The organism is Peribacillus sp. FSL E2-0218 (assembly GCF_037992945.1).
In the GTDB taxonomy this organism is placed as follows: domain Bacteria; phylum Bacillota; class Bacilli; order Bacillales; family DSM-1321; genus Peribacillus; species Peribacillus simplex_B.
Genome location: NZ_CP150304.1, coordinates 2,308,496 through 2,320,811 on the forward strand (window position 1 = coordinate 2,308,496; position 12,316 = coordinate 2,320,811).

Below are 12,316 nucleotides of genomic sequence, written 5' to 3' on the forward strand. Positions count from 1 at the left end.
TGCGGGAAAAGCGCGTCTAGGGGAGACCCCGCAGGCAAAGCCGAGGAGGCTCCCCGACCGCCCGCGGAAAGCGAGTGCCTGGAGTGGAAATCAACGTCTAAATTGTACAGGCCATAAAAATAGACAAACTCGATTTTCATCGAGCTTGTCTACAGTCTGCGGGATGCTGGATAAATCAGCATCCCGTTTTTTTGTTTCTTTTAATTTTTTCTTCGATTAACATTCTCATAAACGCTTTGAGTCAAAAATGACTTCTTGAGTCAATTTTAAATTGGTTATATTACCAGTCCATTAATCATAAATAAAGACCGAATAATTCAAAAATGGATTTTGCTGTTCATGTATTCTTGATATCTTCACGTTCCATTTTTGGCACAGCTCTTGCATATTAATAGTATGACTTCTTTGTTTTATCAAAAGAAGAAAGGGGAGGACAAATGGATAGACCTTGGAAAAAGCATATCCCGTCCGGAAATCCATTGGAAATCGAAATACCTGAAATGTCTGTGACAGACCTTTTTTATCAATCAGTCGAAAAATATGCGGATCATACCGCGATTACGTTTAATGAGGATAGGTATACATATTCCCAGTTAGGACAGCTAGTGAAAAGGTTTGCCCGCTTACTTGCTGAGGCGGGGATTGAAAAAGGAGATCGTGTGGCGCTTATGCTCCCCAATTGTCCGCAATATCCGATCAGTTTTTACGGGACGCTTTTAAATGGGGCGATCGTTGTCCAAATCAACCCGATGTATAAATCAAACGAATTGATACATGTCCTGAAAGACTCGAGTGCCAGGCACATGATCGTCCTGGATGACTTAATCCCCATAGTGGAAGCGGTCCTGGATGAAACCGAACTTGAAAAGATATGGCCCGTATCGAAGGAAAAGAATGAATGTGAATTGATGAAGGGCCTGCTGCCTATAGCGGAAACGGATTACTCGGTATCCATCGATCCCGGAGATGATGTCGCCGTCCTCCAATATACGGGGGGGACCACCGGACGTTCGAAAGGAGCGATGCTGACCCATCGGAATATTGTGGCCAATACCCTGCAAAGTGCCGCCACTTCCAAAATCAAAATTCAAGAGGGCAAGGAAAAGGTGCTTGGCGTTTCACCATTATTTCATGTATATGGGATGACATCAGGCATGAATTTGACGTTTTATAATGGCGGTGAATTGATCATCGTTTCCCGGTTTGAGGTGGCAGAAATCGTTGAGATGATCAAAACGGTTAAACCGACCATTTTTCCCGGTGTGCCAACGATGTATATCGCATTATTACAATATTACCAGTCCCATCCGTTTGATTTGCGTTCCTTGAAATCCTGCGTTTCAGGGTCGTCCCCATTGCCCTTGCATGTCTTATCAAGATTTAACGAAGTGAGTGGCTCGAAGATTGCAGAGGGCTATGGACTTTCCGAAGCATCACCAGTTACGCACCGAAATCCAGTCAGTGGCCTGCAAAAGCCGGGAAGTATCGGAATTCCGATACAAAATACGGATGCCGCCATCATTGACAGCGTTACTGGTGAGCCAGCTCTCATGGTTGATACCCCAGGTGAATTGGTCATCAAAGGACCTCAAGTGATGAAAGGGTATTGGGGGATGCCCGAAGAGACGAAGAAGACGATTCAAAACGGCTGGCTGTATACTGGCGATATCGCGAAGATGGATGAAGATGGCTTCTTTTACATTGTCGGTCGCAAGAAGGAAATGATCATCGCAGGCGGCTTCAATATTTACCCCATTGAAATTGAAGAGGTTCTCTACAGCCATCCAAAGGTTTTGGAAGCTGCCGTATTCGGTGTTCCCGATCGATATCGCGGTGAAACGGTACATGCAGCGGTCGTTCTAAAGCCTACTGAAACAATAACGGAAAAAGAATTGCAGGAGTATTGCCGGAAACATCTGGCCGCCTTCAAGATACCCGGAAGGATCACGTTTCAACTTGAATTCCCAAAGACGGCGGTGGGTAAAGTCTTGAAACGCAAGCTTCAAGAGGCTCATCGAGTTCATTCAGGTAGAACGTGAAAGCGCTGACAATTAAATTGCCTGAGAAAGGGGAATGCATGTGGACTTTCGCTTAGATGATGATATCGTCCTGTTAAAAGAAACCATTCGCCAGTTTATTGAAGAACAAATCGATCCTTTTTCCATGCAAATTGAGGATGAAGATCATATCCCGGATAGCATCATAAATTTATCGAAAGAAATCGGACTATTCGGACTGAGCATTCCGGAAAGGTATGGCGGTCTCGGGATAGGAATGATCGGGAAATGCGCTTTATATGAGGAAATCGGCAAAACACATAATGGCTATACTACTTTGATTGGTGCCCATACTGGCATCGGGACGGTAGGGATCGTCGAAATGGGCAATGAAATGCAAAAGGAAAAGTATTTGCCAGAAATGGCAAGCGGCAATAAAATCGGTGCATTTGCCCTAACGGAGCCTGCGGCGGGATCACATGCGACCAATCTGAAGATGACGGCAGTCAAAAACGGCGATGCCTATATCCTGAACGGGACGAAGCATTATATAACGAATGCGGATGTAGCCGATATTTTTACAGTCATGGCAGTAACGGATAAGGATAAAGGAGCAAAAGGAATCACCTCATTCATCGTGGAGAAAGGCTTTCCGGGTTTTAAAGTGGGAAGCTTGGAGCGGAAGATGGGTCTTCGAGGCTCGCATTCGGCTGAATTGATTTTTGAAGATTGCGAGGTTCCCGCTGAAAATGTCCTGGGAGAAGTAGGCCAGGGGTATGTGAATGCGTTGAAAATCCTTGCGAATGGACGGGCGGGACTTGCAGCAAGGAATTTGGGGTCGTGTCAATATTTGCTGGATCTCTCGACTAAATACGCGATGGAGCGGGAGCAGTTCGATGTGCCGATCATCGATCATCAGGCTGTATCTCATATGCTTGCTGAAATGGCAATGGAAATCGAAGCGCTTCGTTCATTCACATATCGGGTCGCATGGATGGTCGATCAAAAGGAAAAAATCATCAAGGAAGCGGCAATGCTGAAGCTGTATGGTTCGGAAGTGTATAATCGGGTCGCTGATAAGGCGGTCCAAATTCATGGCGGTATCGGATACATGAAGGACTACCCGGTGGAACGCTTTTTCAGAGATGCCAGAATCACTCGAATATATGAAGGTACGTCCGAAATCCAGAAAAATATCATAGCTGCGCAATTGAAGAAAAAATATCAACACTAGTCTAATAGGGAAAGTGGAGGGATTCACATGGATTTACGCTTATCGGAAGAACAAAAAATGGTCCAAAAAACAATCCGCAAGTTCGTGGAGAATGAATTGATTCCTTTGGAAAATGAAGTGCTGCGCAATGAAATGGCAGGAAAGCCTAGTTTGCCAGAGGAAACATTGAAAGAATTACAGGAAAAAGCTAAAAAAGCAGGCTTTTGGGGCATCAATACGCCGGAAGAGTATGGCGGGGCGGAATTGGGGCAGCTTATGATGGCCATCGTCTTGATGGAAGTATCCAAGACGTTCGTCCCTTTTAGCTTTGGCGGATCGGCGGATAATATCCTGTATTATGGAAACGAGGAACAGAAAAAGAAATACCTCATCCCAACGATCAATGGGGAGAAAAAATCCTGTTTTGCGATGACGGAGCCGGGAGCTGGCTCAGATACAAGGAATATAAAAATGACGGCTGTGAAAGATGGCACCGACTGGGTGCTTAACGGTGAAAAAACGTTCATTACTGGCGGGAATGATGCCGATTTCGTCATGGTCATTGCCGTTACGGACAAAGAGCGTCACCAGGCGACCGGGACCGAGGGTGTAACCTGCTTCATCGTCGACCGCGACATGGGCTGGAGATCCGAGTATATCCATACGATGGGAGAATGGGGACCAGCCGGGTTAGTTTTCGATAATGTAAGGGTACCCGAGGAAAACATCTTAGGGGAAATACATGGCGGTTATAAATTGGGATTGGAATGGATCGGGTTTGCCAGGTGGATTGTGGGGGCGCGTGCTGTCGGATCTGCGGAAAGATTGCTGCAAATGGCGATAGAGTATGCGAAAGAACGAGTCACCTTCGGTAAGCCCATCGCCGAGCGTCAGGCCATCCAATGGCAGATTGCAGATTCGGCAGTGGAGATCGAAGCGGCTCGGTGGCTTGTACTGAACGCCGCTTTCACACTCGATAATGGCGAAGACAACCGACATTTGGCTTCAATGGCTAAGCTCTTTGGCGCAAATATGGGGAACCGGGTCGTTGACCGCGTGTTGCAGATACATGGCGGTATGGGTTATACGAAAGAGCTTCCCATCGAACGGTGGTATCGGGAGGCAAGGCTGTGGCGGATTTATGATGGAACGGATGAAATACAACGGATGATCATTTCCCGTAATTTAATCAAGGGGCATGTTAAATTAGGGCAATTCTTATAATAGATTAGGAGGAAAAGAGATGACAGGAAGATTTTCAGGAAAAACGGCGCTAGTAACAGGTGGGAGCAGAGGAATTGGCCGGGCGATCGTCGAGCTGTTTGCCAGTGAAGGGGCAAAGGTCGCCATCATCGATATCAACGAAGAGGTATTGACATCAGCGGGAAATGAATTGAGGGACAAGGGATACACCATTTTTACGAAGGTGGCAAATGTGGTCGATCCCGAAGAGGTCGAAGCTTCGGTTACCGAGATAGCCGACACATTCGGCTCGCTTGATATTCTTGTGAATAACGCAGGGGTCATCCGGGATAATCTCCTCTTTAAAATGACCGATTCAGATTGGCAAACCGTAATGGATGTACATTTAAAAGGCACTTTCAATGCAGTACGTGCCGCCCAAAAGCATATGGTTGCGAATAAATACGGAAGAATCATTAATATATCCTCCACCTCCGCCCTTGGCAATCGCGGTCAGGCCAATTATTCAGCAGCTAAAGCCGGGCTTCAGGGGTTAACGAAAACGCTTGCCATCGAGCTTGGGAAGTATGGGATAACAGCCAATTCCGTCGCTCCTGGTTTTATCGAAACCGAAATGACGAAAGAAACAGCGAAGCGGGTGGGGGTAAGCTTTGATCAATTCATTCAGGATCGGGCAAACAGCATTCCTGTTGCGAGGAGCGGCCAACCAAGTGATATTGCGCATGCTGTGGGGTTCTTTGCGGATGAAGCATCCTCATTCATCAGCGGTCAGGTTTTATATGTTGCAGGCGGTCCAAAAAATTAAGGGAAAAGGCGGGATGATATGTTTAACGATAGCATTGGAAAGCGATCTAAACCCGTTAAAAACATCGTGGAACGGGGAGCCGTAAGAAAATTCGCATGCTCGATTGGTGATCCGCACCCGATTTTCATTGATGAAGAAGCGGGGAGGCAATCGAGATATGGAACGAATATTGCTCCGCCAACCTTCCCGCGGGTCTTTGATTATGGCACGATTGAATCGCTGAATCTTCCGGATAAAGGGCTGATTCATGGCGAACAGGTTTATCGCTACAATAGGCCGCTTTTGGTCGGCGAGGAAATCACCTGTTATTCGGAAGTGAAGGATTACTATGAGAAAAAAGGAAAACAGGGCGAAATGGGATTCCTGGCCTTGAAAAATTATGGATCGGACGCCGATGGTAAATTGGTATTTAGTGCCGAACAGCTTGTCATCATTAATGAAACGATCAGAAAGAAGGTGATGAGCAAGTGACGACATTGACCGAACTCCATATTGGTGACTCGCTGCATTCAATCGAGCTGAAACCTGTTACGCGTATGGACCTGATTAAGTACGCTGGAGCATCAGGCGACTTCAATCCCATTCATACGATTGACGAGGAAGCAAAAAATGCAGGTCTTCCCGGTATCATTGCCCATGGGATGTGGACGATGGGAAATCTGGCAAAGCTTTTCAGTAATCTTTATGAAATCGGCTTTATCGAAGAATACAAGATCCGATTCAAAGGGATGGTTTTCTTGAATGATGTAATCACCCTCTCTGCCGATTTAAAAGAAAAAAATGAAGATAGTTATCATTTCAAAGTGGCAGCAACTGACCAGACAGGCAAAGAAGCGATCAGCGGTGAGGTTGTGTTTAAAGTCTATTAAACGAAAGTAGTGATGAAAATTATTTCATCACTATTTTTTTTAGGAATGAAAATCGACAATTTTAAAGGAGATTCGAGATTTATCCAGAATTGTACGTATTAAGAATTCTTTTTGCGGCGGTGAATAGTTATGAATCAAGTAAAACAGGATTCTCCAATCGAATTGCTCAAGGAATACCCCTTTCCTGCACTTGTCCTGGATTCTGCAAACCGGATTAAGGAATGGGGCATGTACTTCGATCCGTTGATGGACCATGATGGGGATACGACAGTAACCGAACAATTCGATGAGTGGCAATTTCTCGATAACAATAGACTTGCGGCAGCAAAACTGCGTGACAAGCGGTACTTATTTTTGCTAATGAAACGATCGGATGATGACAATCGTCTTTATATAGGCAGTGAAACACAATTTTTGGATGATTTACTGGTAGATGCCCATGAGTCGGACAAACTGAACCGGGCCCTGGATGCCATAATCGAAAGTTCCTATGACGGGATATATATCACCGATCAACAGGGGACGACGCTTTATACCAATTCAGCGATTGAGCGGATCACCGGTATCCCTAAAGAGTACTATATCGGCAAGTCGGTGGACCAGCTGATTAAGCGCGGCATCCTGAATGCCTCTGTCACGCATAAGGTCGTCAAGTTGAGACGAACTGTATCGGTCGTTCAGGATAATTTTGCCGGAAAAGAAACATTGATTACCGGTAGCCCCGTTTTTAATGAAGCGGGGGAAATCGAGCAAGTCGTAACGAATATTAGGGATTTGTCAGATTTAAATGAACTGATGCACGAATTGACGAAGGCAAATGAATTGAATCATCAATATAAGCAGGAAATCGAAAAACTGCGAAAGATAACAAGTCAGGATGGAGTCGTTTTTGTCAGTGATAAGATGAAAACGATTTACGAGATCGCTGAAAGAATATCGGATATCGATGCGACCGTGCTCATCCTTGGAGAAACGGGCGTCGGGAAAGATGTCCTTGCCCGCAATATATATAATCGGAGCATCCGGTCCAAGAAAGGCGATTTCATCAAAATAAATTGCGGGGCCATTCCTGCCGATTTATTGGAATCCGAGCTATTTGGATATGAAGGCGGAGCATTTACCGGGGCAAATCAAAAGGGGAAACCAGGGATGTTCGAGATGGCAGAGAGCGGCATCTTATTTTTGGATGAAGTCGGTGAACTCCCCTTGCAATTGCAGGTAAAGCTGCTGCGGGCACTTCAGGAAAGGGAGATTCAAAGAATCGGTGGTACGAAGCCGAAGAAAATCGATGTTCGGATAATAGCGGCCACGAACCGCAATTTATCGGAAATGGTCAAGTCTGGTGATTTTCGCGAAGACCTTTTTTATAGGCTGAATGTCATTCCCATCACGATTCCCCCATTACGCGAAAGAAGAGAAGATATCTTGGCTTTGACTGATTTGTTCTTAAAGAAATCGAACGAACAATATAAATTTTCGAAAGAAATAGATTCGAGGCTGAAAGAATATTTTTTTCAACATGATTGGCCGGGAAATGTCCGTGAGTTGATAAATATTGTCGAAAGGCTCGTCGTACTGACGGATCATTCTTTATTAACGATGAATGACCTGCCGGAAGAATATCAGCCCGAAAACCGGAACCAAGCAAATTATAATTCTTCGCTAACGTTAAAAGCGGCTGTGGAAAGAGCCGAAAAGGAGATCTTGACAAAAGCGGCACAAACGTACCAAACGACATATGAAATCGCAGCTGCCCTTGATTCAAGTCAGGCAACGATCGTAAGGAAACTAAAAAAATATCGACTGAAGGTCAGTGAAAAAACCTAAGCAAGCAAGGGGATGCCTTAATCGGTATCCCTTCAATTATGCCCAAAGCTTTGACGGACGCGGACTGACCGTCTCCATAACTGAAGACACCCGCTTGTGAGCAACCGGTCCGGGAGGCTCATCCTTGACGATTATTATTTTGGATATGCGTTGGGGGCAAATCACACGTTTGTGGATTTCAGCGGCGGAAATCTTTAATGAATGAAAGACTATTTTCATTTATGTCTTGTGCCCATCAATCTCCTGCCTCATTACCTCCTTGATCTTGAATAACACTCCATTTATTTTAATTCAATACTGATTTTTTTCAATCAAAAGTGAATGATGGACATCCCCTTTGGAAGCCGCTCTTTTCAATTTTACAATTCATTAATGAATTCTGTTTTGCTGGGTAATAGCCGTTTGACGGTGATATTGCTTGTGGCACGGTACTTGCATCATTAAACCAGGAAAAATCCGCAACAGGAAAAAGATCTGCGGAATGATTCTGTAGAAAAGTGTAAAGGGAGGGGGGCGGAATCAGGCGATGGCCAAGTGAAGAAAAAGTTAACCAGTGCAAATTGAAGCAATCGTCACACGAGGCCTGATCAATCAGAAAAATCAAAAAGGGCAATCAGAATTGTTATCTTCAGTAAAGAAAGCGGATGATAGCTTACGAGAAAATGGTGTCGATGGATGATCATCATTTATGAAAGCGCTAACAAAATCTGCTTGCGTCTCATTCAAGAGCAGGAGGAAATTGAAGCAATACAACCCTATACCTTACTCCACTGAATAATATCAGTCTTCTGCCTAAACAGTTAATCGAGTTGAAACAAACATGACAGATGAACCTGTTACGGGCATCCACACCACTGTTTTCATTCACGACTCCTTCAGACATGAAAATTTTTAAACAAGACTGTAAAAAGCAGTTCCAGCTGTGTAACACAATCCATTCTACTTGCGTGAAATAACTTGCGAATCCCCCATCCCCCTCTTGAAGCGTTTAAGTCATAGTATTGGTAATTGCGGGAGCATGATTAGCAAGATGAAATTCAATAATTAGTCAGGGAGGAAGTAAATGGATATATTAATCCAACAGCTTTTTAATGGTTTGACGATTGGCAGCGTATATAGTCTAGTTGCCTTGGGATTGACGCTCGTTTATGGTATTTTGCATATCCCGAACTTTGCTCATGGTGCTCTCTATATGCTTGGTGGATATATCACATTGTCCATGATGACATTATATGGGGTCAATTACTGGCTGGCGATGTTTGTATCCATTATCGTCGTTGGCTTGCTTGGGGTGCTTTTGGAACGCTTCGTGTTCCGCCTGTTAAGAGAAGCGCCTCCCTTGCACGATAAAATCGCGGCAATCGGCATTCTTCTTTTTCTTGAAGCGTTCGCCCAATTTGTCTGGGGAGCAGACTTCCATACCATGAATTCCCCTTACGGCCAAGTTGTCCAGATCATGGGCTTGACATTTACACTTCAGCGATTATTGATCATCGTCGCTGCTATCGTGGTGATGGTTTTACTTTACGTATTCCTGAAGAAAACGTATACAGGTTCAACGATCATTGCGATGTCCCAAAATCGTGAAGGTGCATCATTGGTCGGAATCAATATCAACAAAGTCGCGATGCTGACCTTCATGATATCGGGAGGATTGGCAGCCATCGCTTCGTCCCTGGCTTCACCGATAAATCTAGTATTTCCCGGAATGGGGCACCTGGTCATCCTTAAAGCCTTCGTCATCATCATCCTCGGCGGGATGGGAAGCATTCCGGGGGCCATTGTCGGCGGGTATATCCTCGGATTCAGTGAAAGCCTTGGCGCAACCTACCTATCCAATGACTATAAAGACATCATTGCTTTCATTCTATTAGTCGTGATATTGACTGTGAAGCCAACAGGTCTTTTTGCCAAGGGGGAGAGATAACATGAAGATATTGACGAAACGAAATGGATTGATCGCCCTGACCATCTTTGCTTTTTCATTTCCATATATCGCCCAAAACGACTATTACCTCCATATGCTGACTCTTTCATTCATATGGGCGATAGCCGTTTATGGGATCAATTTATTATCCGGGTATACCGGTTATCTCTCGCTTGCGCATGCTGGTTTTTTTGCGATTGGAGCCTACTCGCTTGGACTCCTGACCGTGAAGGCGGGAATGAACTTTTGGATGGCACTTGCAGGGGCCTGTGTTATTACCTGTGTGATCGGCCTTTTGATCGGGTTGATCGCACTTAGGACAAAAGAGCATTTCTTCGCGATTTATACACTATGCGTAGGGTATATCATTTACCTTGTCATTGATAAATGGGAAGGGCTTACGGAAGGAGTCAGGGGCCTTATCGGCATCCCGGCACCAAGCAGCATCGGTCCAATCACCTTTGATACGGCAGCTTCACAATATTACCTCGTTCTCCTTTTCCTGATCGCCGTGATCGTCATCATGTATCGAATCATCCACTCGTTGACGGGGAGGACCTTTATCGCCATCAGGAACAGCGAGGATCTTGCCCGGACGATTGGCATCTCCACAATGAAGAATAAGCTAACCGCTTTTGTCTTATCTACATTCTTTGCTGGGCTGGCGGGTGCCTTGTATGCTTCTTTCATTCGATTCATCGGCCCTGATATCGGGTCAACGGCCATTATGTTCGATTTGTTGATGTATTTGCTGGTTGGAGGAATCGGAACTCTTTCGGGCCCATTGGTAGGGACGTTATTGTTGGTGATCCTTTCTCAGAATCTGCAATTCCTGCAAGAATATCGAATGTTGATATTCGGTCCCTTGCTTACGTTGATCATCATCTTTTATCCACGGGGTATCGCCGGGGCCGCCTTTGAATGGCAAAGAAAGCGAAAGGATAAAAAATTGTCCATGGTTAGAGCCGATATGCACATAAAAGCGGAGGAGGGATGAATTTTGCTGATTGAAACAAAGAATTTAACGAAGCGCTTCGGCGGCTTGACAGCGGTCAATCAAGTGGATTTCATCATTGAAAAAGGAAGGATCAATGCCATAATCGGACCGAATGGTGCTGGGAAATCCACTTTTTTTAACTTGATTAGTGGTTTTCATCGGCCCAGTTCCGGTACGGTATTTTTTAAAGGGATCGATATCACGAAGCTTCCGCCAAATGAAATAGCGGCACTTGGTATTTCAAGAACCTTTCAATCGACAAGCCTTTTTGATCAATCGACCGTATTGGACAATGTCGTCATCGGACATAGGCTTCGAACCAAATCCAATCTGGCGGATGCCATTTTTAGGACGAAACGGTTAAAGCGGGAGGAAGCGGCATGCAGGGAAAAGGCAATGGAGGCACTCGATGTTGTCGGGCTGACAAAATCTGCTGACAAAATCGTGGCCGGCATCTCTCAGGAAGAGAAGAAACGGACAGCGATTGCCCTGGCCCTTGCAACTGTACCGGAAATAATTTTTCTGGATGAACCGGCTGCAGGCATAAACCCTGATGAAACGGAAGGATTGACAGAACTGATTAAAAAATTAAATCGTTCGGGACTGACCGTATGTTTAATCGAGCACAAAATGCATATGATCATGAACTTGGCAGATCACATCATGGTCCTTAATTACGGGGAAAAAATTGCCGAAGGCACACCGAAGGAAATCCGCGGAAATGATGCGGTAATCAAAGCCTATTTGGGAGGTAGTGCGAGTGCTTAAGTTAACAGATGTAGCCGTAGCTTATGGCAGCTTCACTGCAATCAAACATGTGAATATCGAGGTTGCGCAAGGGGAAATCGTGGTCCTGTTGGGAGCTAACGGTGCCGGGAAGAGTACGACTTTCCGGTCCATCAGCGGCATCAGTAAGCTTTCACGCGGAGAAATCCACTTTCAAGGCATTCCAATAGGGGGGAGGGCGCCTGATAGGAATGTGCGGGAGGGGATTGTCCAGTGTGCCGAAGGGCGTAAACTGTTCCCTCAGATGACCGTCCAGGAAAACCTGAAGATGGGAGCTTATGTGCATCGAAAGAAAAAGGATGATATCAAGCGCTCCTTGGAATACGTCTATCATTTATTCCCGATTTTACGGGAAAAGCACCAAGATGAAGCGGGAAGTCTTAGCGGCGGCCAGCAGCAAATGCTGGCAATAGGGAGGGCATTGATGTCGAAGCCCAAATTATTGATGCTCGATGAGCCTTCGATTGGACTTGCTCCTCTTATCGTCGAGCAGATGTTTCAGGTCATCGAAGAAATAAACCGCGAAGGGATCACGATCCTGCTTGCCGAACAAAATGCGAATGCGGCCCTCGGCATCGCCAAAAAAGGATACGTGTTTGAAAATGGGGAAATTGTCGTTCAAGGCACAGCAAGTGAGTTATTGGCTAATGATGAAGTGAAGAAAGCATATATCGGGGCCTGAAAAAAGAAGG

At 45.3% G+C, this 12,316-nt stretch carries 12 protein-coding genes; all 12 read left to right on the plus strand.

Translation table 11 applies throughout. The features are described from left to right. Window positions 1-437: 437 nt before the first annotated feature. The 12 genes from MHI53_RS11190 to MHI53_RS11245 all read left to right on the plus strand — a co-directional run bounded on the left by MHI53_RS11190 (window position 438) and on the right by MHI53_RS11245 (window position 12,306). Window positions 438-2,039, plus strand: a complete 1,602-nt coding sequence (locus MHI53_RS11190; RefSeq protein ID WP_340373499.1) for a long-chain fatty acid--CoA ligase — start codon at window positions 438-440, stop codon at window positions 2,037-2,039. Window positions 2,040-2,079: 40 nt separating this feature from the next. Beyond that, the gene (locus MHI53_RS11195) at window positions 2,080-3,231 is read left to right on the plus strand and encodes an acyl-CoA dehydrogenase family protein (protein WP_061141509.1); all 1,152 of its coding nucleotides are present in this window, start codon (window positions 2,080-2,082) and stop codon (window positions 3,229-3,231) included. Between the two features lie 27 nt (window positions 3,232-3,258). Next, the gene (locus tag MHI53_RS11200; RefSeq protein ID WP_340373500.1) at window positions 3,259-4,434 is read left to right on the plus strand and encodes an acyl-CoA dehydrogenase family protein; all 1,176 of its coding nucleotides are present in this window, start codon (window positions 3,259-3,261) and stop codon (window positions 4,432-4,434) included. Window positions 4,435-4,453: 19 nt separating this feature from the next. Continuing rightward, window positions 4,454-5,218 carry an SDR family NAD(P)-dependent oxidoreductase gene (locus MHI53_RS11205; protein ID WP_061141507.1) on the plus strand — a complete coding sequence of 255 codons (765 nt, stop codon included), beginning with the start codon at window positions 4,454-4,456 and terminating at the stop codon, window positions 5,216-5,218. Window positions 5,219-5,236: 18 nt separating this feature from the next. After that, a complete protein-coding gene (locus tag MHI53_RS11210; RefSeq protein WP_061141506.1) occupies window positions 5,237-5,689 on the plus strand; it encodes a MaoC family dehydratase N-terminal domain-containing protein in 453 nt (150 codons plus the stop codon). Beyond that, window positions 5,686-6,087 carry a MaoC/PaaZ C-terminal domain-containing protein gene (locus tag MHI53_RS11215; RefSeq protein WP_340373501.1) on the plus strand — a complete coding sequence of 134 codons (402 nt, stop codon included), beginning with the start codon at window positions 5,686-5,688 and terminating at the stop codon, window positions 6,085-6,087. The genes MHI53_RS11210 and MHI53_RS11215 overlap by 4 nt, the downstream gene beginning before the upstream one ends. Before the next feature lie 129 nt (window positions 6,088-6,216). Then, on the plus strand, window positions 6,217-7,914 hold the full coding sequence (locus MHI53_RS11220) for a sigma 54-interacting transcriptional regulator (RefSeq protein WP_340373502.1): 1,698 nt from the start codon (window positions 6,217-6,219) through the stop codon (window positions 7,912-7,914). A 553-nt stretch (window positions 7,915-8,467) separates the two neighbouring features. Then, complete coding sequence (locus MHI53_RS11225) at window positions 8,468-8,593, plus strand: hypothetical protein (RefSeq protein ID WP_260320150.1); 126 nt, start codon at window positions 8,468-8,470, stop codon at window positions 8,591-8,593. 384 nt (window positions 8,594-8,977) lie between these two features. Further along, window positions 8,978-9,841: a branched-chain amino acid ABC transporter permease gene (locus MHI53_RS11230; protein ID WP_061141503.1), complete on the plus strand. Its 864-nt coding sequence runs from the start codon at window positions 8,978-8,980 to the stop codon at window positions 9,839-9,841. Between the two features lies 1 nt (window position 9,842). Then, window positions 9,843-10,838 carry a branched-chain amino acid ABC transporter permease gene (locus MHI53_RS11235; protein ID WP_340373503.1) on the plus strand — a complete coding sequence of 332 codons (996 nt, stop codon included), beginning with the start codon at window positions 9,843-9,845 and terminating at the stop codon, window positions 10,836-10,838. A gap of 3 nt (window positions 10,839-10,841) precedes the next feature. Beyond that, window positions 10,842-11,606: an ABC transporter ATP-binding protein gene (locus tag MHI53_RS11240; protein ID WP_340373504.1), complete on the plus strand. Its 765-nt coding sequence runs from the start codon at window positions 10,842-10,844 to the stop codon at window positions 11,604-11,606. Beyond that, a complete protein-coding gene (locus MHI53_RS11245; RefSeq protein ID WP_061141500.1) occupies window positions 11,599-12,306 on the plus strand; it encodes an ABC transporter ATP-binding protein in 708 nt (235 codons plus the stop codon). Before MHI53_RS11240 ends, MHI53_RS11245 begins: the two co-directional genes overlap by 8 nt. Window positions 12,307-12,316 lie beyond the last annotated feature (10 nt).

Bases quoted from the DNA above. Each gene is read 5' to 3' on its own strand.
- MHI53_RS11190 (WP_340373499.1), top strand. From the start codon at position 438: ATGGATAGACCTTGGAAAAAGCATATCCCGTCCGGAAATCCATTGGAA.
- MHI53_RS11200 (WP_340373500.1), top strand. From the start codon at position 3,259: ATGGATTTACGCTTATCGGAAGAACAAAAAATGGTCCAAAAAACAATC.
- MHI53_RS11205 (WP_061141507.1), top strand. From the start codon at position 4,454: ATGACAGGAAGATTTTCAGGAAAAACGGCGCTAGTAACAGGTGGGAGC.
- MHI53_RS11210 (WP_061141506.1), top strand. From the start codon at position 5,237: ATGTTTAACGATAGCATTGGAAAGCGATCTAAACCCGTTAAAAACATC.
- MHI53_RS11220 (WP_340373502.1), top strand. From the start codon at position 6,217: ATGAATCAAGTAAAACAGGATTCTCCAATCGAATTGCTCAAGGAATAC.
- MHI53_RS11230 (WP_061141503.1), top strand. From the start codon at position 8,978: ATGGATATATTAATCCAACAGCTTTTTAATGGTTTGACGATTGGCAGC.
- MHI53_RS11235 (WP_340373503.1), top strand. From the start codon at position 9,843: ATGAAGATATTGACGAAACGAAATGGATTGATCGCCCTGACCATCTTT.